This is a genomic window from Micromonospora sp. NPDC049282, from assembly GCF_043197045.1.
Taxonomy (GTDB): Bacteria; Actinomycetota; Actinomycetes; order Mycobacteriales; family Micromonosporaceae; genus Micromonospora.
The window spans coordinates 163836-185930 of sequence record NZ_JBICSL010000015.1 but is presented as its reverse complement, the minus strand read 5'-3'; the positions used below and the strand labels follow the sequence as shown (position 1 = coordinate 185930).

The following is a 22095-nucleotide window of genomic DNA, read 5'->3' as shown; positions in this document are numbered from 1 at the left end:
CCTACCCGGATGCGTACGCGCAGTGGGAGAAGCAGGCCACCGACCTCGTCGACCAGCACTGGACCAAGTAAGCACCACGCCGAAGGCCGGCACCCCGAACCACGGGGTGCCGGCCTTCACGCGTACCGGAAAGGGAGGTCAGGCGGAGTAACCGCGCGTGGCCATCCAGTTCGCCAGGTCGACCGTGGTGACCCAGTACGACGGCAGCGACGGGTCGGCCGAGTCGGCGATCCGCACGGTACGGCCGTCGTTCTTGTAACCGACCACGGCGACGTAGTGGCCACCCGGGAACGAGTGCCAACCACCGTTGGTGTCGGTGGCGTCGCCGGCGATGTTCGAGACGAGGGCCCGACCGTTGCCGACCGCTCGGACGACGTCGGCCTGGAGCTGGTCGATCTGCCCCCGGGTGGCCGCGCCCGGGATCATGCGGGTCCGGTACGGGTCACCCTTGACCTGCTGGTTGAGCACCCGGGTGGTGTCCTCGGCGGAGTTGGTACCCATCTCGGTGGTGCCGAGCGCGGCGGCCAGGGTGTCCTGGCTGCGCTCGATGCCGACGGCGCTGAGCGCGTTGCGCACCGCGGCCGGGCCGCAGTAGTAGCCGTTGATCTGTGCCTGGTAGTCGTAGTCGAGCACCTTGCTCGACGGCGGCTTCGGCTTGGCCTTGCGCGTGGTGTCCGGGTCGGCGGTCTTCGCCGAGGGCGAGGCGCTGGGGCTGGGTGACGCGCTCGGCGAGGCACTGGGCGACGCGCTCGGCGACGGGACGGCGATCCGGGCCTCGCTCCGGCTGGCGGTGTCGCCGAGACGGGAACCGAGTTCCGCCACCGAGGCGGTGTTCTCCTGCCGGGGCGGGGTGTCGTCGGTGGCGGCGAGGGCGACGCCGGTGCCGCCGGCCAGCACGAGGGCCGCGGCCGAACCGGCGATGATCTGGTACGGGCGCTCGGTCGCGAGGCGCCGCAGCTGACGCTTCAGGTGGTGCTTCACGGTTGTTCCTCCACGGGGGTGAGCGGCACGCGCCGGCCCGGCGCGCGGAGGCACTCACACGCGCTGGCGGGCGGCAGGGCCGCGGGAAGCGACGCCCGGACTACCGGGCGGGCTGGGGTCGGGTGCGTCGCCGGTCAGGCGAGCGCCGGCACCCGGTGGCCGTGGAGGCGGGGGGACGATCGGGGGGTGGTGGGCACGGGGCGGAACTCCTTCCGTGGCCGCCGACCGGGTTAGCTGACGGATTCGGGCGGGAAGTACGCCCTACCGCGGCCGTGGCTCGCGGATTCACCCCGGTGTTGCTTGGGTCCCCGGTTCGTGTGTGAACGATTAGGCGGGTCGGCGCGGCGTCGCCATCGGCGATCGAGAACCGCACCGGACGCGCCGACACTACCGGTGGGTACACGCCATGCCAAGCGCCCCCACCTGCGTAAACACCCCTGGCGCCTACTGATTCGGAACAGCCGGTCACTCACTTCGCTCAATGGGGCAAGGCGCTACGACGGCACCGGGCGGCGGAAAGAGGGACATCCGGCCGGTACGGAAAGGGGCAGCGCGCGCAGGAGCGGCCATCGGTCCCCGACGACCGCCGTCCGGGTGACGCCGGTGAGAGGGCTCACCACAGTCGGTAACAATTCGGTCGACGTCCCCGCTCAGCCCACGCGGGCCGGCCGCCAGCGGGCGCTCCGCACGGTCGCCGGGACCGGGACGCTGGTCACGGCCGGGGCGCGGGACGCCGGGACGGGCCGCAGCGCCACGGCGGCCGCGTACGCCTCGGCGGCGAGCGTCCGGGCCGACTCGGCGGCCAGTTCGGCGGCCCGCCACGCCAGGCGCTCCCGCTCGGCGGCCACCTTCCAGCCGGCCCGGCGCCCGTCGCGGACCGTGCGGGCCAACACGATCTCCTGCTCGGCCGGGTGGCGCCGCGGGTCCCACCCGTTGCGGTGGGCCAGCACGTCGGCGAGCTGGCGCGCGGTCAGGTCACCCCGCCAGTGCGCCGTCATGGCGGCGTGGCGCAGCCAGCGTTCCCGCGCGGCGTACTCGGTCGGGGTGTGTGGCGTGTGCGGGGCGGGCAGCGCGCCGGCGGCGGCCAGGCGGCGAGCGGCGGCGTCCGCCTCGTCGTACGCGTTCCAGGTTCGGTCCGCCTCGCTCTGCGCGGCCAGCCACTGCTCACGGCGGCGGCGTGCGGTCTGGGCGGCGCCGGCGGCGGCGACCGCCACCTCGTCGGCGTAGCGGGTCAGGTCGGCGCGGTGGACGGCTTCCGCGTCGACCGGGTCGGGCTCGACCTCGACCGCGCCGTCGCGTTCGGGGCGGGCGACCAGCACGGTGAGCAGGACGAGGGCGAGCACGGTCAGGGCCGACCAGATGGCGGCGGCCTCGGGAACCGCGGTGAGGAAGTTGAGGAGAACGGTCTGCGACATGGTCGGCACCTCACGGGAGACGATGGCGGGAAGATCCGCACGGGCCGGTCGGGGCGGGGCGCGGGCGCCGCCGGGCCGCCGACGGGCGGGCACGGGGTGAGGTTCGGTGGGTGGGGGCACGGGCCGGGGCCCGTGGCGGGTCAGCGGGCGGGCGGGGCTCGCGGGCCGGCCGACGCCGGCGGCTGGCCGCCCGGGAGCGGGAGCCGGCCGGCCGGCGGCGCGACGGCGCCCTCCGGCGGTGGCTCCGGAACGCCGACGGGGGCGTTCTGCCGTGCGGCGCCGAGGTCGTGCTGCCGCTCGGCGGCGGTGACGCCGTGCCGCTCGGCGGCGGTGACGCGCTGCCACGCGGCGGTGTCGACGTGCTCCGCTCGCGGGACGGCCGGAGCGCCGGCGGCGGTGCGGAGCGTCAGGCCGGTCGAGGCCGGCGCGGCCGCGGAGACGCCGACCGGCACCGTGGCGGTGCCGAGCGAGAAGGCGACCACCACGGCCAGGCTGGCCAGCATCCGTGCGGCCCAGCGCGCCACCCACCACACGGGACAGGTGAGCGCGATCGGAAGCACGGGTACAAATTACCGCCGATCCCGCCACACCGCACCGTCGCTCGGCGTGTCGTGACGCCACCGCGCAGAGGCGCCGCCGGGCCCGGGACGCACTGCGCCGGGACGCCATCGAGCAGGGAAAACATCGCGCAGGGAGGCCAGCTCGCAGGGACGCCACCGGGTCGGCCGGACGGCTCAGTCCGGGCGGCGCCGCCCGGCGTACTCGATCGGGCGGGAGGCGTCGTCGGCGGCCGACCTCGGCGCCGGCACACCCGGTGCGGCGGAGGCCGAAGCGGCGGCCGACTCGCGGCGGGCCCGGCGCGACGGGCCGAGGCGGCGCATCATCGGCACCTCCACCCAGCGGTGCAGGGCGGCGGCGAGCGCCAGGGTGAGCAGCAGGAACCCGAGCACCGCGAGCGGGCCCCGCCATCCGGGCAGGCCGGTGCCCCAGTCGCCGGTGAGCCGCAGGACGGTCACCATGACCAACACGTGGACCAGGTAGAACGCGAACGAGACCTCGCCGAGCCAGACCATCGGACGCCACCGCCACGGGGTCCGCCGGCCCCGCACGTCGGCGTCCGCCGCGGCGGCGATGACCAGCAGGTACGCCACGGCGAGCAGCGCCGCCCAGAACTCGGCCGGGATCCACAGCGCGGCGACCACCCAGGTGGCGACGAAGATCAGGCTGGCCACGGTGAGGTCGGGGCCCCGCCAGCGCCGGCGGCGCATCAGCTCGGCGGCGGCCGCGCCCATCCAGAACTCGAAGGACCGGGTGACCGGGAAGATCTGGGTGAACCACCACCGCTGGTCCTCGGGCACCAGGTGCTGACCGGGCCAGAGCGCCAGGATCAGCAGCGGCGCGGCGACCAGCACCACTCGCAGCCAGCCGGTGCCGGCCCGGCGCAGCCACGGCACCACCAGCGGCAGGCACAGGTAGAAGGCAAGCTCGCAGGAGAGCGACCAGCTCACGTTGTTGACGCTGTAGAAGTAGCCGTTGAGCGGGATCCACGCCTGGACCAGGAAGAGGTTGCCGATCGCGGCCCACGGCAGGACCGGGTCGGCGAACCAGGCCGCCACGGCCAGCGCCGCCACGAACATCACCACGTGGTTCGGGTAGATCTTGGCGAACCGGCGGCGCAGGAACGTCCACGGGCGCTCGCCGTCCCGGTACGACCAGACCAGCACGAATCCACTGAGGATGAAGAAGAACTCGACGCCGGAGAGGCCCAGGCTGAACGCCTTGTCCAGCACCGCCTTCCACTGCGGCTCGGCGATGATCCGCATGGTGCCCGCGTGGAAGCCGAAGACCAGCAGCGCGGCGATCCACCGCAGCCCGGTCAGCGACGGCAGCCGCGCCGCGCGGGTGGTGGTCGGCGCACTGGTCATCCCGGGCACCCTACCGGGTGATAGACGGCATGCTCCCGCGCGGCGGCGTCCGGACGGCCACCGGCGGGCGGCGGATAGGATTTCCGTTCCCGCACCCGCCGGCGCCCGCAGGCGTCCGCCGGGCCGTTTCGGAAGGTGAGCAGCCGGATGCACCAGAGGATCCTCCTTCGCGCCCGTAAGGGTCCGTTCGACGTCTTTACGCCCGAGGAGACCTTCGGCCGCAACTGGATCAGCGACAACACCGGCAACCTGGTGTTCAGCCACGCCGCACACAAGCTGCTGGCCACCTCCACGGCGGAGATCACCCCGACCCGCAAGCCCGCCGACCCGCGCGACGCCGACGAGATCAACGAGCGCCACGACGTCTTCGTCGTCCCGCTTGCCAACGCCTTCCGCCGCAGCTTCGCGCACCGCCTCGAACCGCTCACCCGCCTGATCGAACGGCTCAAGATCCCGGTGGTGGTCCTCGGCGTCGGCGTGCAGACGAACGTCGACGGCGACCGGGAGTACCTGCGCCCGATCGACGACGCGGTCAGCGCGTTCTGCCGGGCGGTACTCGACCGCTCGCACAGCATCGGGGTCCGCGGCGAGATCACCGAAAGCTACCTGCGTACCCTCGGCTTCTCCGCGGTGGAGCAGATCGGCTGCCCGTCGATGTTCCTGCACGGTGACAGTTTCCGGCTGGAGAAGGGCCGGACCGAGCTGACCACCGACGCCCGGATCGCGCTGACCATCTCCCCCTACGTCGCCTCGATGGCCGGGGTGGTCCGCCACCACCGCGAGCGCTACCCGAACCTGTGCTACGTGCCGCAGGACCTGCGGACCCTCGGCACGCTGCTCTACGGTGACGCGCCCGAGCAACGGGGCAAGAGCAGCGAGATGCCGCTGCACACCTCGCACCCGCTCTTCGTCGAGGACAAGGTGCGCATGTTCGTCGACCCGTGGACCTGGATGGCGCACCTGTCCGGCTTCGACTTCAACTTCGGCACCCGGATCCACGGCACCATCACGGCGCTGATCGCCGGCACCCCCGGCTACCTCTTCGCGCACGACTCGCGCACCCTGGAACTGGCCCGCTACTTCGACATCCCGCACCGGATCATGCGGGACGTGCCGGCCGACGTCGACGCCGCCGACCTCTACGCGGAGGCCGACTACACCGCGCTCAACGCCGGTCACAAGGACCGCTTCGACACGATCACCACGTTCCTGACCAAGCACGACCTCGGCATCTCGTTCGCCGACGGCGACAGCGCCGCGGCGTTCGACCGGCAGGTCCACGAGACGGAGTTCCCGCCGGCCGTCCGGCCGGCCGCCGCCACCCCGGCCGCCGAGCTGCTGACCCGCATCCAGCGGCTCCGCGACGAGAACCTCACCCTCGCCGACACCGTCCGCACGCTGCGCACCCAGGGGCTGCGCGAGCGGATCAAGCAGGCCGTCCCGGACCCGGTCCGCCGGCTGCTGCGGCGCTGAGCAGTCGTACGCCTGTTCGAGCCCGGGGTACGATCGCGGGCGTGTCCGACATCGCGTACCAGCCCTCGATGCTCGACCTGGCGGAGCAGGGCCCGACCCTGGGCCCGCTCGCCGCGCCGGCCGGGCATGCCCTCACGGCCCTCGACGCTTCGCCCGGTGCGTTCGCTCATGCCGGCCGGTTGCGCCGGCACGAGCTGAGCCGGGGCGCCTGGGTCGACCACCTGCCCGGCTGGGTGCGGGGCTCCGACGCCGTGCTCGACACGCTGCGGCACGACGTGCCGTGGCGGGCCGAGCGCCGCACCATGTACGACACCGACGTCGAGGTGCCCCGCCTGCTCTGCTGGTACGCCGCCGGCCGGCCGCTGCCGCACCCGGTGCTCACCGCCGCGCGCGACGCGCTCACCCGGCACTACGCGCCCGAGCTGGGCGAGCCGTTCGTCACCGCCGGCCTGTGCCTCTACCGCGACGGCCGGGACAGCGTCGCCTGGCACGGCGACACCCGAGGGCGTTCCGCGCACACCGACACCATGGTCGCGATCGTCTCGTTCGGCTCCCCCCGCCCGTTGCTGCTGCGCCCGCGCGGTGGCGGCGCCAGCCTGCGCTTCCCGCTCGGCCACGGCGACCTGGTGGTGATGGGCGGCTCCTGCCAGCGCGCCTGGGAGCACGCCGTGCCGAAGACCGCCCGACCGGTCGGCCCCCGGGTCAGCGTCCAGTTCCGCCCCGCCGGGGTGGCCTGACTGCCGTTCCTGACGTGGACCCGGCACGGCGACGGCCGCTCGGTACGCCCCGCCCGGATCTGGATCGAGAACCGGGTCGACTTCCACCCCGGTCAACCTGTTCACCGCCGCGGTCGCGGTCATCGTCGGCACCGCCAACTACACACTGATCGCGGGCGACCTGTCCTTCAACGACATCGCCCTGGGCACCGCCGCCGCGCTGGTGATCTACCACGGCATGCGCCTGATCGCCCGCCCCCCACCCCACCCCCACCCCGCCCTGGGGCCTGATTCACGGAAAGCGTGGCTGTCCGGGGCGGGACAGCCACGCTTTCCGTGAATCAGCGCGCGGGGGGCGTTGGAGGGTGGGGTCAGTCGCGGTCGATGTGGTGGCCTACGACCGTGGGGCCGAGCATGACGGCGAAGCCGGAACCGTCGCGGCGTGGGTCCGCCGGGGGCAGGTCCACCGGGTCACCGTTCACCGTCGCGCCCACCGGCCGCGGGCCGATCCAGGCCACGGACAGGTCCGTCTCACCCTTGAGGAGCCGTTGGGCACGCACGCCGCCGGTCGCCCGCCCCTTCGCCGGGTACGCCTTCAGTGGCGTCACCTTGACCGTGGCGCCGGTCGACGTGACCACCATCGGCTCACCGTGCTGGGCGTCACCGGCGCGGACCGCGCCGAAGAACACCACCCGCGCGCCCGCGGGCAGGCTGATGCCGGCCATCCCGCCGCCCTTGACGCCCTGCGGCCGGACCAGGGACGCCGCGAAGCGCAGCAGCGACGCCTCCGACGAGACGAACGCCAGCGCCTCGGCGCCGTCGGTCAGCCAGGACGCGCCGACCACCTCGTCGCCGTCACGCAACGAGATCACCTCGAACTCGTCCGAACGGACCGGCCAGTCCGGCGCGCACACCTTCACCACACCCTGCCGCGTGCCCAGCGCCAGACCGGGCGACCCGGCGGCGGACGGCCCCAGCGGCGCCAGCCCCACCACGGTCTCCCCCGGCGTCAACGGCACCAGCTCGGCCGCCGACATGCCGCCGCGCAACGACACCGTGCCGGACTGCTCCGGCAGCACCGGCAACGGCAACACGTCGATCTTGAACGCCCGGCCGGCGCTGGTCACCAGCAGCACCCGCCCCCGCGCCGTGGAGTGCACCACGGCGCGTACCGCGTCGTGCTTGACCCGGCCGCTGCGCCGCCGCGCCTCGGCCGCCTCCTCCGACTCGGCCGCGGTCCGCGCCACCAGGCCGGTCGCGGACAGGATCACCTGGCACGGATCGTCGGCGACCTCCAGCGGACCCGCCGGCGCGGAGGCCGCGAGGACCTCCTTCAGGTCGCCGTCGACAAGCGTGGTGCGCCGCTCGGTGTGGAACTGCTTCACCACCGCGGCCAGCTCGTCGGAGACGAGTTTCCGCAGCACCTTCGGGTCGTCGAGGATCGTCGACAGCTCGGCGATCTCGCCGCGCAGCTTCTCCTGCTCGGCCTCCAGCTCCAGCCGGTCGAACTTGGTGAGCCGGCGCAGCGGCGTGTCCAGGATGTAGGTCGCCTGGATCTCGGACAGCTTGAACTTCTGCATCAGGCCGTCCTTGGCCGCCTGGGCGTCCTCGCTGGCCCGGATCAGCTTGACCACCCGGTCGATGTCGAGCAGGGCGATCAGCAGGCCGTCCACCAGGTGCAGCCGCTCCTCGCGCCGACGCTTGCGGTAGGCGCTGCGCCGGGTCACCACCTCGTAGCGGTGCGACAGGAACACCTCGAGCAGCTCCTTGAGCCCGAGCGTGCGCGGCTGGCCGTCCACCAGCACCAGGTTGTTCACGCCGAACGACTGCTCCAGCGGGGTGAGCCGGTAGAGGTCGGCAAGCAATGCCTGCGGGTTGACCCCCACCTTGCACTCGACCACCAGGCGGGTGCCGTTCTCCCGGTCGGTGAGGTCCTTGACGTCGGCGATGCCGGTCAGCCGCTTGGTCTTGTTGACCTCGTTGGTGATCGCCGCGATCACCTTCTCGGCGCCGACGCCGTACGGCAGCTCGGTGACCGTGATGGCCTGCCGGCCACGGCTGCCCTCCAGCGGGCCGATCTGCACCCGGCCGCGCATCCGCACCACGCCGCGCCCGGTCTCGTACGCCCGGCGCACCTCGTCCAGCCCGAGCAGCAGCCCACCGGTGGGCAGGTCGGGGCCGGGCACGAACTCCATCAGCCGGTCCAGCGTGGCGTCCGGGTGGTTGATCAGCCAGCGGGCGGCCTGGACCACCTCGCCGAGGTTGTGCGGGATCATGTTGGTCGCCATCCCGACCGCGATCCCGGACGCGCCGTTGACCAGCAGGTTCGGGAAGGCGGCCGGCAGCACGGTGGGCTGGGTCAGCGAGCCGTCGTAGTTGGGCTCGACGTCGACGGTGTCCTCACCCAACTCGCCGACGAGCAGCATCGCCTCGCGGGACATCCGGGCTTCCGTGTTGTGATTCACGAAGCCGCCGGCCAGGAAGGAGTGATCGGCGGACTCCACCCGTACGGAGTAGACCTCTGCCGGCTCGTCCGGCGCCACCGCAACGATGCGCTCGAACCGATATCCCGAGTCCATGATCGGCAGAATGGTCGCCAGGACCTCGGTGTCCTTGATTCGGTCGATGATGCGCAGTCGTTCGGTCTCCCACCGCTCGATCCGATCAAAGTTGTGCTGCGTCAGCCATTTGCGTCCGCTACCCCGCCGATCGAATTCGAGCGCACCCCGCACGTAGTCGGCGACAAAGGGAACGTGGTCCTGACTGAGGCGGTGCGGGCGCACGGGCGCGTGGCCCAGCACGTCGGCCAGCACCGCTTGCTTCGTACGTAGGAAACCGACCCGGGTCGCGAACGCTTTGATGTTTCGTAGCCCAGACACCACCAAGCGGTGCTCCACCGAACCGCTGGGGCGGGTGTACTGCCGATGGCAGGCGACAACTCCGAACTCCGCCAGCAACTCTTGAACCTCGCGGGTCAACCGCTCACTGAAGCTGGTGTATTGGATGGTGAAGCTGGCGTTGGCCACCCGGACTCCGCCATCGCCCTCGAACAGGGCCATCAGGAATGCCCGCTTCACACCCCAGCCGCCGGTCCAGACGAACTCGGGTACGAACTTGTCCCTGGCCTGATGACCGATCAGCTCGGCAAGCGGGCTTGCCCGGAAAGCATCCATACCGCCGGCATACTCTTGGACGTCCAGCTCACGGATGCGCCGACGGTCTCGACGGGTATGCCGTTCGGTGACGTAACGTCGCCCACCGACAACCTGGTCGTAGGCGTGCAAAACCTCTTCGAAAAAGTGCTCGTCGGTGTTGTTGAACCCTGCCCGGGACTCGTTCGCAAAGCCTTCCGACACCCATGCGCCGCCCAACACGCCCAGCATGTACTCCCGCGCGGTGGGGACAACCTGGCTCCAGGCGTTCCGCGCGAGGCAGACGACCACACCCGGAGCGAGCTCGTCGAGCCTCCGCCACTGGAGAACAGGGACGCCCATCGGGGCGTCGAGGCAAAGGACCAGGTGATTTTCACTGCCCCGCAGCGAGTAGCCAGTCTCCGTGGTGAAGCGCAGCGTCGGATGAACTCCTGAGTTGAAGACCTTGTTGACCCGAACGGCCTTGCCGTCCTTGTCGAGGACCTCGAAGTCGGCATCCGCCTCGCTGTCCGGCGGAAGATTCACCACATCACCGATTCGCGGACTGGTTCCGTCGGCAAGACGGATCCGGGTATCGCCTACTACGCAGTAGCGCGCCGCCGCCGGGCCGTCGTCCGGGCTGCCGAAGTTTCCATGCCCGTCGATGAGTGGGACGTTGAGCGAGAAGTCCTGCGCCAACCGCACCATCGCGTCGTAGATCGCGGTGTCGCCGTGCGGGTGGTACTTGCCCATGACGTCGCCGACGATCCGGGCCGACTTCACGTGCCCCCGGTCCGGGCGGTGGCCCTGCTCGTACATCGACCAGAGGATGCGCCGGTGCACCGGCTTGAGCCCGTCCCGGGCGTCCGGCAGGGCGCGGGAGTGGATGACCGAGAACGCGTACTCCAGGTAGGAGTCGGAAACCTCGGTGACCAGCGGGTTGTCGAAGACCCGGGCGCCGGCCTGGTCGAAGGCGGAGAGGTCCGCCTTCGCGCGGTCGTCCTTGCGGCGTGCCATGGTGCAGCTTCCTTCCGAAACGAACGCGGTGGTCAGGCGTCGATGGCGTCGCGGTCGACGCGGTCGGCGGAGTCGATCAGCCAGTTGCGGCGGGGCTCGACCTTCTCGCCCATGAGCAGTTCGAGGATCCGCTCGGCGGCCTCGACGTCGTCGAGCGTGATCCGCCGGACCGCCCGGGTGGCCGGGTTCATGGTGGTCTCCCACAGCTCGTCGGCGTCCATCTCGCCGAGGCCCTTGAAGCGCGGGATCGGGGTGACGATCTGCTTGCCGGCCTTCTCCAGCTTGCGGACCGTCGCCTCCATCTCGGCCTGGGTGTAGGTGTAGGTGGTCTGCGGAGTGCGCCCCCTCGTGGTGATCTTGTGCAGGGGCGGCATGGCCGCGTAGAGCCGGCCGGCCTCGATCAGCGGCCGCATGTAGCGGGCGAAGAGCGTGATCAGCAGCGTCCGGATGTGCGCGCCGTCGACGTCCGCGTCGGCCATGATCAGCACCCGGCCGTAGCGCAGGGTGGACAGGTCGAAGGTGCGCCCGGAGCCGGCGCCCAGCACCTGCACGATCGCCGCGCACTCGGCATTGTCCAGCACCTGCTGGAGGTTGGCCTTCTGCACGTTGAGGATCTTGCCGCGGATCGGCAGCAGCGCCTGGTATTCGGAGGACCGGGCGAGGCGTCCCGTCCCGAGGGCGCTGTCCCCCTCCACGATGAACAATTCGCTTCTCTCGATGCCTGTCGCGCGGCAGTCGACCAGTTTGGCCGGCATGGCCGCGCCCTCCAGCGCGGTCTTGCGGCGGGCGGCGTCCTTCTGCTGCTTCTGGGTGAGCCGGACCCGGGCCGCGTCGACGATCTTCTGGAGCACCGTGCGGGCCTCGGCCCTGGTGCGCCGGTCGTCCAGCCAGCTCTTGAGGTGCGCCTCGACCAGCCCCTGGAGCACCTTGGTGATGCCGGCGGTGGAGAGCTCGTCCTTGGTCTGCGAGGTGAACTGCGGTTCCGGGATGCGGACGTGCACCACCGCGGTCATGCCCTCCAGGACGTCGTCCAGGGTGGGCGCGTCCTCCTTGGGCTTGAGCAGGCCGCGGGCGCTGCGTGCGGCCTCGGCGAGGGTGCGGGCCAGGGCCCGCTCGAAGCCTTTGCGGTGGGTGCCGCCATGGGCGTTGCGGATGGTGTTGGTGAAGCACTCGACGGTGCGTTCGTAGCCGGTGCCCCAGCGGAACGCGATCTCGACCTCGGCGCGCCGCTGCACGTTCGACTGCATGACGCCGTTGGCGTCGGCGGCGTTCTCGCGGTAGGTGCCCTCGCCGGTGACCAGCAGCGTGCCGGAGACCGGGCGGTCGCCGGCCGGGGCGAGGAACTCCACCATGTCGGTCAGGCCGTCCGGGAAGTGGAAGCGCTCCTCGGCGGCCTGCTCGCCGGTTTCGTCGCGCAGCCGGTAGGCCACGCCGGGGACGAGGAAGGCGGTGTTGCGCAGCTTGAGCCGGACCACCTCGGTGTCGAGCGCGGCGCCGGTCTCGAAGTAACGGGGGTCGTGCCACCAGCGGATCGAGGTGCCGGTGCGCTGGCCGCGCTTCATGGCGCCGACGATCTGCAGGCCGGGGCCGGGGGTGAACGGCGCGTCGGGGCCGTCGCCGTCGAAGATCCCGGGCACGCCGTGGCGGAACGACATGGCGTGGACCTTGCCGCCACGGCGGACGGTGACGTCGAAACGGCGGGAGAGGGCGTTGACCGCCGAGGCGCCGACGCCGTGCAGGCCACCGGAGGTCTTGTAGCCCGAGCCGCCGAACTTGCCGCCCGCGTGCAGGCGGGTGAGCACCAGCTCGACGCCGGAGATGCCGGACTTGGCGTGCACGTCGGTGGGGATGCCCCGACCGTCGTCGTCGACCTGCACCGAGCCGTCGGCGTGCAGGATCACGTCGACCTTGGTGGCGTGACCCGCGACACCCTCGTCGGTGGAGTTGTCGAGGATCTCGTTGACGAGGTGACCCACGCCACGGCTGTCGGTGGAGCCGATGTACATGCCGGGGCGCTTGCGGACGGCGTCGAGGCCTTCCAGGTGGGTCAGGTCGTCGGCCCCGTAGAGCGTCTCAGGCTGTGCGGTCAACTGGTCGTACTCCCAGGTCTCGGCGGTGTGGTGCCGTTCACCGTGTGATGCCCCCACGGCGATCGCCGGGCGCGGCGCGCCGCAGCGAGCCTAGCCCGGCGCTCCGACAGCTCCGACGTACCCGGTGCGGTGCGTTGTCCGGTTGTGCCGCGGGCCGGCCCGGACGGGGGCGGCGGAGGGCGCGGGGAGGCGTTCGTGCACCACAACGATCGGACCCCGCGGTCGTCTTCCCGTCGTCGACAGGCGAATTGTCAACAGCCGTCGCGTCCCGGTGTCCGGCCATTGACGCCCGTCACACGCCCGTGATCTGATCGCCCACCAAAGAATCTTTCATGTTTCGATGGGTGAGGGTGAGGTGGGGCATGTCCGTGTTCCGTCGTTCCGTGCTCGCGGCGGCACTGGCGCTCGCCACGGTGGCGCTGCCGGCCGCCGTGGCGCCGGCCGGGCCCGCCGCCGCGGCGCTGCCCACCGCCGCGGTGGCGTTGGGTGACAGCTTCATCAGCGGCGAGGGCGCCGGCGGGTACGCCCCGGTGGTCGACGTCAACGGCGTCGCACAGGGCTTCCCCGGCTGGTCGGCGGCGAACGCCAACGCCTACTTCTGCCACCGTTCGCCGAACGCCTCGCTGTTCCGGGCCGACCTGCCGGGCATCTCCGCGCGGTTCAACCTGGCCTGCTCGGGCGGACAGCCGTACGACATCGCCAACGCCTCGGCCACCCGGGCCAAGGGGCGCCAGGTGGCGGCCCAGCTCGACCAGCTCCGGTCGGTGGCCCGCACCCACGACATCGACCTGGTGCTGGTCGGACTCGGCTCGAACAACAGCTCGTTCACGTTCGGCAGCGTGGCGGAGAAGTGCGCCAACCGGTTCATCGCGGATGCGTGGACCGGGTGGTGGGAGTTCTGGGCCTACCTGGGCGGACCGGTGGAGCAGAAGCCCTGCACCGACGCCGACCTGGGCACCGCCGCGCAGTTCGCCTCGGCCACCGCGGAGACCACGGCCGCGCTGCGGCAACTGCTGGCCACGCTCGACGAGGTCGACGCGGACGGCCAGCACCGGGTGGTGTTCCAGGACTACACCAACCCGCTGCCGTACGAGCTGGAGCAGAGCTACTGGAGTGAGGACAGCCGCGACGACACCCGGGACAAGTTCCGCGCCCTGGGCGCCGAGCGGTACGCGGCCGGCTGCCCGATCCACCGGGCCAGCCTGGCGCCCGGACAGCGCTTCTCCCAGGGGCTCGGCTCCCTGGTCGGCTCGGTGCGCGGCACGCTGGCCACCGAGTTCCCGCAGGACGACCTGGTCTACCTGAACGTGCAACGGGCGTTCGACGGCGCGCGGCTCTGCGAGAAGGCGGGCAGCCCGGCCAACGCCCTGGCCACCCCGATCCGGTTGATGGACGGCCCGAGCGGCGTCTTCGTCACCAGCCTCTCCGGCTACGACAAGCTCGACATCCAGCGGATCGCGAACGCCTGCGGCACCTACTTCCAGACCTGCCAGGAGTCGTGGCACCCGAGCGCGGCCGGCCACCAGGTGCTAAGCCGGTGCCTGTCCGGCGCCGCGGTGACCGCCGCCCGCACCGTGGCCTGCGTGCGGGCCCCGGACGGCACGATCGCGGTGAGCTGACGGCGCGGGCCGGCGTCCCGGCACCCCGGGACGCCGGCCCGCGCGGTGGCCGGTCAGGACCGGATGGCGGCGCCGAGCACGTGCGGCGAGGCGGGGGTCGGGACGCCGGACGCCGGGAAGCGGAACCGGTCGACGTCGGTGACGGCGAACCCGGCGGTCCGGATCGCGGCCAGGGTGTCGCGGGCGGTGTGGCAGCCGGCGCAGAACAGCGGCCAGAGCGTCGCGTCCGCGACCCGCTGGGCCCGCCGCAGGCCCGGCGTCTCGGCCACCACGTGCTCGTAGAAGCGCAGCTCGCCGCCCGGCCGGAGGATCCGGCGCGCCTCGGCCAGCGCCGCCGCCTGGTCGGGCACCGAGCAGAGCACCAGCGAGAACACCACCACGTCGGCGGCGCCGCCGGCGATCGGCAGCGCCTCGGCCATGCCGGCGGCCACGGTCACCGGCACCCGGGCGGCGGGTGCGGCGGCGCGGGCCAGGGCGCGCAGCCGTGGCTCCGGCTCCACGGCGAGCACCCGGGTGACGGCCGGCGGGTAGTGCGGCAGGTTGCGGCCGTTGCCGGCGCCCACCTCGACCACGAGGCCGCGCAGCCCGGTCACCAGGCGACGCCGGTGCGCGGCCATGCCGGCGGCGTCCAGGGCGACGCTGGCGCGGGCGAACTGCCGGGCGAAGATCGGGTGGGAGACGCCCATCAGCGGGCCGCCGGGGCCAGGCCGAGGCTGAGCAGGAGCGGGCCGGCCGGCCCGTCGACCAGGTCGCCGAGGCGTACCCCGTCGAGCACGGCGAGGAAGGCGGCCTGGGCGCGGCGCAGCTCGCCGCGCAGCCGGCAGCCGGCGACGAGCGGGCAGACCGGTTCGGCGCAGTTGACCACCTCGTCGTCGCCCTCGAACGCACGGACCACCTGCCCGACGGTCAGCTCACCGGCGTGTTCGGCGAAGGCCACCCCGCCGGACCGGCCCCGGATGGTCACCAGGACGCCGAGCCGCTGCAGCCGCTGGACCACCTTGGCGACGTGGCTGCGGGGCAGCGCGAGCCGGGTGGCGAGTTCGTCCACCGTGCAGCGGACCGGGGACGCGGCGGTAAGCATGGCGATCCGCAGCGCCATGTCGGTCGACCGGTTGAGCCTCACGTGCCGACCCTAGCCAGTCGGGGCCGATTGCGGCACGGGGCCGATCTCGGTGATCCGCGCCACGTCCCTCGCGGGACCTTGGACCCTAAAGAGGAAGGTATAGCTCCTGTTTTCTGAGGTTGACCCGTTCGACGCCCAGAAGGAGACAGTCGTGCTCTCGGAATCCTCCGCAGCCGTGGTGTCCGCGACCATACCCGCGGTACGGGCACACGGCGAGGCGATCACCGGCCGGTTCTACCAGCGGATGTTCGACGCTCATCCGGACCTGCTGGACCTCTTCAACCGGGGGAACCAGGCCACCGGGCAGCAGAAGGCCGCCCTCGCCGCCGCGGTGGTCGCGTACGCCGGGCACCTGACCGGCGACACCGCCGGCGGCCCGTCGTGGGGGCCGATCCTGGACCGGATCGCGCACAAGCACGCCTCGCTCGGCATCACCGCCACCCAGTACCCGATCGTCGGCCGGCACCTGCTCGCCGCGGTCGCCGAGGTGCTCGGCGACGCCGTCACCCCGCCGGTCGCCGCCGCCTGGGACGAGGTCTACTGGCTGCTGGCCTGCGAACTCATCGCCCGGGAGGCACGGCTGTACGCCGGGGCCGGCGTGCCGGAGGGCGGCCCGGTATGGCGGGACTGGCGGGTGACCGGCCGGGTCCGGGAGACCGTCGACGTCGTCTCACTCACCCTCGCGCCGGCCGACGGCGGCGCACCCCCCGACTTCGCGCCCGGCCGGTACGTCTCGGTCGCGGTCGACCTGGGCCAGGGCCGGGGGCAGCAGATCCGGCAGTACAGCCTGTCCGGCCGGCCCGGCGCGGACGAGTGGCGGATCACCGTGAAGCGGGTCCGGGGCGAGGCCGGCGCGCCGGACGGCCTCGTCTCCGGGCACCTGCACGACCGGGTGGCCGTCGGCGACACGCTCCGGCTGAGCCCGCCGTTCGGCGAGGTCGACGCGGCCGGCGACGGCGGCTCGCTGCTGCTGGTCAGCGCCGGTATCGGTCTCACCCCGGCGATGGCGGCGCTGGCCCACCTGGCCGACCGGGACCCCGGGCGCGAGGTGACGTTGGCGCACGCCGACCGGGCCGTCTCGACGCACGCGTTGCGTCACGAACTGCCCGCGCTGCAGGAGCGGCTGCCGAATCTCGCGGTCCACCTCTGGTACGAGGACGCGGCCGGCGCGGAACCTTCTCCGCTGAAGGCGCACGTGTCACCCGGGCTGGTCGATCCGGACCGGATCCCGGTGACCGCCGGGACGGTGGCGCACCTGTGCGGGCCGATCGCGTTCATGAACCTGGTCCGCGGCAACCTGCTGCGCCGGGGTGTCCCGGCCGGGCGGATCGCCTACGAGGTGTTCGGCCCCGGAATGCTGCCCGACCGACCCGGGTCGTGAGGAAGTCGGTGGGCCACAGGTTGGGGGCGGATCGGCAGGGTAGAGGTTCACCATGCGCATCGCGATGGTCTCGGAGCACGCCAGCCCGCTCGCCGTCCCCGGCGAGGAGAACGCCGGCGAACAGCACGCCCACGTGGCGGAACTCGCGGCCGCGCTGGTCCGGGCCGGGCACGAGGTGCGTGTCTACACCCGCCGGGACTCCGGCACGCAGCCCGAGGCGGCCTCCGCCCACGGCGGCTACCAGGTGTGCGCGGTGCCCGCCGGCCCGGCCCGGCGAGTGCCCAGGGACGAGTTGCTGCCGCACCTGGGCGAGTTCGGGAACTGGCTGGCGGACGCCTGGCGGCACGGGGGCTGGGTCCCGGACGTGGCGCACGCGCACTTCTGGATGAGCGGGCTGGCCACCGTGCACGCCAGCCGCCGCACCGGGGTGCCGACCGTGCTGACCTACCACACGCTCGGCACGGTGGAGCGCCGCCACCGGGACGCCCGGGACATGGGTCCGTCGAGGCGGATCGGCTACGAGCGGGCGCTCGGCCGGGCCGTCGACCGGGTCGTGGTGCAGTCTGAGGACGAGGTGGGTGAGCTGCTCCGGATGGGCGTACCCCGCTCCCGGATGGCGCTGGTTCCGGCCGGCGTCAACGAGGCGGTGTTCCGCCCCGACGGCCCGGTCGCACCGCACGATCCGGCCCGCCCGCGCATCCTCACGGTCGGCCGGATGGTCGAGCGCCAGGGCTTCGTGGACGTGGTCCGGGCGCTGCCCGCCGTCCCGGACGCGGAGTGCGTGGTGGTCGGCGGCCCGCCGGCCGACCTGCTGCCGGCCGACGCGTTCGCCCGCCGGCTGTCCGCGCTGGCCGCGTCGTGCGGCGTCGCCGACCGGGTGCGGCTGGTCGGCGGCGTGCCCCGGGAGGAGATGGCCTCCTGGTACCGCTCGGCGGACGTGCTGGTCGCCGCCCCCTGGCACGAGCCGTTCGGCCTCACCGCGCTGGAGGGCATGGCCTGCGGTGTGCCGGTGATCGGCACCGCCGTCGGGGGCATCGCCGACAGCGTGGTGGACGGCCTGACGGGTGACCTGGTGCCGCCGCGCGACCCCCGCGCGCTGGGCGCCGCGTTGCGCCGACTGCTCGCCGACAACGTCCGCCGCTTCACGTACGCCACCGCCGCGCTGGACCGCGTCCGCAGCCGGTACTCGTGGAAGCGTTGCGCGGAGCAGCTCGGCGTCGTCTACGACACGTTGTCGACCGCGGCCCGGCCGGTACCGGCGGTGGCCTGACGCCCGCGTCGACGCGCCTCGCCACCCCTTGCTACCCGCCGGTAGCTTCCGGCCGTACGCTGGGCCGGTGAGTGGCGAGTACACGCAGGAGTACGTGGACGTCGACGGCGCGCGGATCGGCGTGCAGATCCACCCGGAACCGGACGGGCCGCCCGGCGCGCCGGTGGTGCTGATCTGGCCGGCCATGGGCGTCCGCGCCCGCTACTACCGGCCGTTCGCCGCCGCGCTGCGCGACGCCGGGCTCGCGGTGATCGTGGCGGACCTGCGCGGCACCGGGGAGAGCACCCCCGGTCCGGCCCGCACCTGCCGGTACGGCTACGCCGAGCTGGCCACCGACGTGGGAGCGGTGCTCGACGCGCTCAAGCCCCGGTTGGACGGGCGCGTCCGGGTGCTGCTCGGGCACTCCCTCGGCGGCCAGGTCGCCGTGCTGCACCAGGCGCTGCACGACGCCGGCCGGGTGGACGGCCTGGCCCTGGTGGCCGTGGGCCTGCCCTGGTGGCGGCGCTATCCGGGGCTTCGCGGCTGGGGCGTGCTGCCGTACACCCAGGGCATCGCGGCGACGGCCCGACTGCTCGGCGTCTGGCCCGGCTGGGGGTTCGGCGGCCGGCAGGCGCGCGGCGTGATCCGGGACTGGGCGCACACCGCCCGGACCGGGCGGTTCCCGGCGCTCGACGGGGTGGACACCGAGGCCGCCGTGCGGCGGATCCGGACGCCGGTGCTCGCGGTAAGCGTCGACGACGACCAGTACACGCCGCACGAGACGCTGGACCACCTCTGCGACAAGCTGACCGCGGCGCCGGTGACCCGGCACCGCTACACCGTCGCCGAGGCCGACGCCGCGCTGGACCACTTCACCTGGGTCCGGTCGGCGGCGCCGCTGGCCGGCCGGGTGGCCGCGTTCGCGGGCTCGCTGCCGTCGCGCGATTCGGGGGCGTGAGCAGGCCGAGGACGGGTATGCCGCACCGCCCGAACACGGCGGAGGGGGATCAGATGTCCGAACGGCACACCGCGTTGCGCTCGATGCACGACCTGGGCCTGGCGGCCTGGTTCGGCGGCTCACTGATGGGGGCGCTCGGCGTCAACGGCGCGGCGGCACGAATCGACGACACGACTCAGCGGCTGCCGGTGGCCTCGGCCGGTTGGGCCCGGTGGACCCCGGTGAACGCGGCGGCGATCGGCGCCCACCTGGCCGGCGCGGTCGGTGAGCTGGTCACCGAGAGCCCGCGGATGGCCCGGCAGGCCGGCGTCGGCAAGGCGAGCGCGGTCAAGACCGCGCTGACCGTCGGCGCGCTGGCGGTGACCGGCTACAGCAAGCTGGTCGGCATGCGCCTGGAGAAGGCGGGCGGACCGCCGGTCGACGGCACCACCGAGCCCAACCACCACACCCCGGCGAACGTCGCCGCCAGCCAGCGGCAGATGAGAATGCTCCAGTGGGCGATCCCGGCGCTGACCGGCGCGCTGGTCGTGGTGACGTCGTACATGAGTGAGCAGCAGAAGCCGAACCAGGTGTTCCGCGGCATGCTGGACCGCGCCGGCGGGCTGATGTCCGCGCCGAAGACCATCGGCAAGGTGGCCGCCATGGGTGCGGCCAAACGTCACCTGGCCGGGGCCGGCCGCTGACCACCACGCGGCCGGCGGCCCACATCGGGGTGGACCGCCGGCCGCGTGGTGCCCGTTCAGGAGCCGGTGCCGTCCTCCCCCGGACCGCCCGGCGCGGACGGCTCGTTGTCCGGCACCGGCGAACCGGTCACCGGGTGCCCGGTGTCGTCTACCAGGCCCGGGGCCATGCTGCCGCCGTGCGCCTCCTCGGCTTCCCGGGGATCCCGGTCCGCCGGGTTCGTCTCGTCCCGCCGCTCGTCCACGTCTCCCCCCTCGCTGTCGTTCCCGGCCGGTACCCGCGAGGCCGGCCGGAAAACCTCTAGGCCCGCGCGGCGGCGGGCAGCACGCCGAGCAGGTCGGCGAGGCGGGCGGCGTCCCGCTGGGCCTGGTCCCCGCAGCAGTTGTTCATCAGCACGTGCAACTCGGCGCACTCGTCGGCCAGCTCGCGCAGCAGCACGGACCAGTGCCGCAGCTCCCGCTCGCCGTAGGCGTAGCGGAACCGCTCCTGCTTGTCGCCGCTCTCCCAGGCGTCGCTGTGCCCGTGGAACCGGATCACGGCCAGGTCGGTGGTGGCGACCAGGATCGGCGGCACCGAGGAGGCGTGCCCCTGCGGCATGTCCACGCAGCCGTAGCCGAGCCCGTTCTCGCGCAGGAACGTCACGGTGTCGACCACCGCGTCCTCGGTGAACCAGGAGGAGTGTCGCAGCTCGACGGTGACCGGATGGGGACGGCACCGCCGGGCGGCGGCCAGGATCCGCCGCCGGGCCGCGTCACCGCGGGCCAGCCAGGGCGGGAACTGCAACAGCACCGCGCCGAGCCGGTCGGCCGCCGCGAGCGGCGCCAGCGCCGCGTGGAACCGGTCCCACAGCTCGTCGTACGCCCCGGCGGACAGGTCCCGCCATCGGATCCGGCTCGGCCCACCGGCCGGCCGCAGGTCCTTCGGCAGCGCCTCGACCGGGGTGTGGTGGCCGGTGAACAGCCGGAACGCCTTGACGTCGAAGGTGAAGCCGGCCGGGGTGGCGTCCGCCCAGGCCGTCGTGGTCTCCACCGCCGGCACCGCGTAGTACGACGTGTCCACCTCGACCAGTCCGAAGTGCTCGGCGTACCAGCCCAGCCGGCCGGCCGGGGTGTTGACCCCGCGCGGGTACCAACCGGAGCGGACCAGCATCTGGTCGGCCCAGGAGGACGTGCCCACCTTGATGACACCCATGTCATTCAGTTCACCGCGAACCGGACCGGCCGGCAACCGGAGGCTCCGGTGTGGAGCGGATCATCCGCGAGCCGATCGACGGCGCGAGGATCATCGGCTGACCGGCCCGGACCGCCGGCCCCGGATCGCCGCGACGGTGACCGGCCTCACCCGGGCCGCGGGGTCCGGGGTGTGACGCCCGGGCAGGTGACGGCGCTGAGGGTCACGAGATGGATGCACCCCGCCTGGACCAGGAGACCGTCGAGCGCCTGCTCGACGGTTCCCCCTACGGCGCGCCCGCCGCTCCACCCGTGCTCGTCCGGTTCCTCGGCGCCGTCCGCGCGGCGCCCCGGCCCGCGGAACTCGACGGCGAGTCGGCCGCCCTCGCGGAGTTCCGGGCGGCGCGGGCGGCGGCGTCCGCCGCCGGGTCGACGGCCGACCTGGCCGACCACCAGCCGACGGCCGCTTCCGCCCGCCGACAGCCGGCGGGCGCCGGCGGTGGCGCGGACGACCGCCCCGCTCGGCGGTTCGCCACGCTGCTCGGCGCCAAGGTCGCCGTCGCCGCCCTGGCCGCGACGCTCACCGGCGGCGTCGCGCTGGCCGCGGCGACCGGGAACCTGCCCGGCGACACCCGGGGTGAGGCGCCACCGGCCGGCCCCACCACCGCCGGCGCCCCGGCCACGACCGGGTCGGCGCCCACGGCCCACCCCACCCACCCGGCGACCGGCCCGACCGCCGGTGCGCCCGACCTGTCGTCGCCGGCCGGACTGTGCGTCGCCTACCGGGCCGTCGGCGAGGGCGGGCGGGGCCGCGCCCTGGCGGCTCCGGCCTTCGCCGGCCTGGTCGCCGCCGCCGGCGGTCCGGCCCGGGTGCCCGGCTACTGCGCCGGGCTGCTCCACGGCTCCGACTCGCCGGGGGCGGGCGAGGCGGATCGGACCGGCCCGCCCACCGGGGGCGTACCCGACCCGGGCACCGGCGGACCGCCGTCCGGCGCCGCCCCCGCGTCCGGCGCCGCCCGGACGCCGAACGGCCCCCCGTCCCGCGCCGCCCGCACGCCCGGCGCGGGGCGGTCACCGGCCGGTCACCGATCCGGTCCGGCGCGGCCACCTGCGGGCGGCGTACCCGAGCAGGGCGGACCGCCGACCGGCTGACGACCGGCTGGTAAC

The 22095-nt window shown here is 73.5% G+C and carries 17 protein-coding genes, 3 pseudogenes and 1 riboswitch; of the genes and pseudogenes, 8 read left to right on the top strand and 12 right to left on the bottom strand.

Translation table 11 applies throughout. From position 1 onward, the window contains the following. Positions 1 to 138 precede the first annotated feature (138 nt). The 4 genes from ACGFI2_RS23455 to ACGFI2_RS23440 form a co-directional block, all read right to left on the bottom strand. Positions 139 to 981 carry a C39 family peptidase gene (locus ACGFI2_RS23455; protein WP_393520666.1) on the bottom strand — a complete coding sequence of 281 codons (843 nt, stop codon included), beginning with the start codon at positions 979 to 981 and terminating at the stop codon, positions 139 to 141. Positions 982 to 1185: 204 nt separating this feature from the next. Further along, positions 1186 to 1325: riboswitch (cyclic di-AMP (ydaO/yuaA leader) on the bottom strand. Between the two features lie 306 nt (positions 1326 to 1631). Beyond that, the gene (locus tag ACGFI2_RS23450) at positions 1632 to 2396 is read right to left on the bottom strand and encodes a hypothetical protein (RefSeq protein ID WP_393520664.1); all 765 of its coding nucleotides are present in this window, start codon (positions 2394 to 2396) and stop codon (positions 1632 to 1634) included. Positions 2397 to 2536: 140 nt separating this feature from the next. After that, a complete protein-coding gene (locus ACGFI2_RS23445; RefSeq protein WP_393520662.1) occupies positions 2537 to 2956 on the bottom strand; it encodes a hypothetical protein in 420 nt (139 codons plus the stop codon). Between the two features lie 174 nt (positions 2957 to 3130). Beyond that, complete coding sequence (locus tag ACGFI2_RS23440; RefSeq protein WP_393520661.1) at positions 3131 to 4321, bottom strand: acyltransferase family protein; 1191 nt, start codon at positions 4319 to 4321, stop codon at positions 3131 to 3133. 147 nt (positions 4322 to 4468) lie between these two features. On the opposite strand from ACGFI2_RS23440, the gene ACGFI2_RS23435 reads away from it, so the two are divergent. Beyond that, positions 4469 to 5794, top strand: coding sequence for a polysaccharide pyruvyl transferase family protein (locus tag ACGFI2_RS23435; RefSeq protein WP_393520659.1), 1326 nt, complete (start codon positions 4469 to 4471; stop codon positions 5792 to 5794). A gap of 41 nt (positions 5795 to 5835) precedes the next feature. After that, the gene (locus ACGFI2_RS23430; RefSeq protein ID WP_393520657.1) at positions 5836 to 6531 is read left to right on the top strand and encodes an alpha-ketoglutarate-dependent dioxygenase AlkB; all 696 of its coding nucleotides are present in this window, start codon (positions 5836 to 5838) and stop codon (positions 6529 to 6531) included. A gap of 350 nt (positions 6532 to 6881) precedes the next feature. Here ACGFI2_RS23430 and ACGFI2_RS23425 read toward each other — a convergent pair. From ACGFI2_RS23425 to ACGFI2_RS23410, 4 genes and pseudogenes are all read right to left on the bottom strand, one after another. Beyond that, positions 6882 to 8963 (bottom strand): annotated as a pseudogene (locus ACGFI2_RS23425) (DNA gyrase subunit A); the annotation flags it as partial. Positions 8964 to 9356: 393 nt separating this feature from the next. Next, positions 9357 to 10004 (bottom strand): annotated as a pseudogene (locus ACGFI2_RS23420) (LAGLIDADG family homing endonuclease); the annotation flags it as partial. 27 nt (positions 10005 to 10031) lie between these two features. Then, positions 10032 to 10658: pseudogene (locus ACGFI2_RS23415) on the bottom strand (DNA gyrase subunit A); the annotation flags it as partial. Between the two features lie 32 nt (positions 10659 to 10690). Next, positions 10691 to 12748 (bottom strand): type IIA DNA topoisomerase subunit B, encoded by a 2058-nt coding sequence (locus ACGFI2_RS23410; protein WP_393520655.1) that lies wholly within the window; start codon positions 12746 to 12748, stop codon positions 10691 to 10693. A 362-nt stretch (positions 12749 to 13110) separates the two neighbouring features. Here ACGFI2_RS23410 and ACGFI2_RS23405 point away from each other — a divergent pair, with 362 nt between their 5' ends. Next, positions 13111 to 14367: a hypothetical protein gene (locus tag ACGFI2_RS23405; protein ID WP_393520653.1), complete on the top strand. Its 1257-nt coding sequence runs from the start codon at positions 13111 to 13113 to the stop codon at positions 14365 to 14367. A 53-nt stretch (positions 14368 to 14420) separates the two neighbouring features. On the opposite strand, the gene ACGFI2_RS23400 is transcribed toward ACGFI2_RS23405, so the two are convergent. Both ACGFI2_RS23400 and ACGFI2_RS23395 read right to left on the bottom strand, forming a co-directional pair. Continuing rightward, complete coding sequence (locus ACGFI2_RS23400) at positions 14421 to 15053, bottom strand: class I SAM-dependent methyltransferase (RefSeq protein WP_393520651.1); 633 nt, start codon at positions 15051 to 15053, stop codon at positions 14421 to 14423. Continuing rightward, positions 15053 to 15490: an RrF2 family transcriptional regulator gene (locus ACGFI2_RS23395; protein WP_393520649.1), complete on the bottom strand. Its 438-nt coding sequence runs from the start codon at positions 15488 to 15490 to the stop codon at positions 15053 to 15055. The genes ACGFI2_RS23400 and ACGFI2_RS23395 overlap by 1 nt, the downstream gene beginning before the upstream one ends. 151 nt (positions 15491 to 15641) lie before the next feature. On the opposite strand from ACGFI2_RS23395, the gene ACGFI2_RS23390 reads away from it, so the two are divergent. The 4 genes from ACGFI2_RS23390 (at position 15642) to ACGFI2_RS23375 (ending at position 19761) form a co-directional block, all read left to right on the top strand. Then, positions 15642 to 16871 carry a globin domain-containing protein gene (locus tag ACGFI2_RS23390; RefSeq protein ID WP_393520647.1) on the top strand — a complete coding sequence of 410 codons (1230 nt, stop codon included), beginning with the start codon at positions 15642 to 15644 and terminating at the stop codon, positions 16869 to 16871. A gap of 52 nt (positions 16872 to 16923) precedes the next feature. Continuing rightward, positions 16924 to 18141 (top strand): glycosyltransferase, encoded by a 1218-nt coding sequence (locus ACGFI2_RS23385; protein ID WP_393520645.1) that lies wholly within the window; start codon positions 16924 to 16926, stop codon positions 18139 to 18141. 67 nt (positions 18142 to 18208) lie between these two features. Continuing rightward, the gene (locus ACGFI2_RS23380; protein WP_393520643.1) at positions 18209 to 19078 is read left to right on the top strand and encodes an alpha/beta fold hydrolase; all 870 of its coding nucleotides are present in this window, start codon (positions 18209 to 18211) and stop codon (positions 19076 to 19078) included. A gap of 53 nt (positions 19079 to 19131) precedes the next feature. After that, positions 19132 to 19761 (top strand): hypothetical protein, encoded by a 630-nt coding sequence (locus ACGFI2_RS23375; protein ID WP_393520641.1) that lies wholly within the window; start codon positions 19132 to 19134, stop codon positions 19759 to 19761. Between the two features lie 56 nt (positions 19762 to 19817). On the opposite strand, the gene ACGFI2_RS23370 is transcribed toward ACGFI2_RS23375, so the two are convergent. Together ACGFI2_RS23370 and ACGFI2_RS23365 are read right to left on the bottom strand one after the other, a co-directional pair. Continuing rightward, the gene (locus ACGFI2_RS23370) at positions 19818 to 20003 is read right to left on the bottom strand and encodes a GTPase activator (protein ID WP_393520639.1); all 186 of its coding nucleotides are present in this window, start codon (positions 20001 to 20003) and stop codon (positions 19818 to 19820) included. Between the two features lie 56 nt (positions 20004 to 20059). Beyond that, positions 20060 to 20950, bottom strand: a complete 891-nt coding sequence (locus ACGFI2_RS23365; protein ID WP_393520637.1) for a DUF72 domain-containing protein — start codon at positions 20948 to 20950, stop codon at positions 20060 to 20062. Between the two features lie 209 nt (positions 20951 to 21159). Here ACGFI2_RS23365 and ACGFI2_RS23360 point away from each other — a divergent pair, with 209 nt between their 5' ends. Further along, the gene (locus ACGFI2_RS23360; protein ID WP_393520635.1) at positions 21160 to 22080 is read left to right on the top strand and encodes a hypothetical protein; all 921 of its coding nucleotides are present in this window, start codon (positions 21160 to 21162) and stop codon (positions 22078 to 22080) included. Positions 22081 to 22095 lie beyond the last annotated feature (15 nt).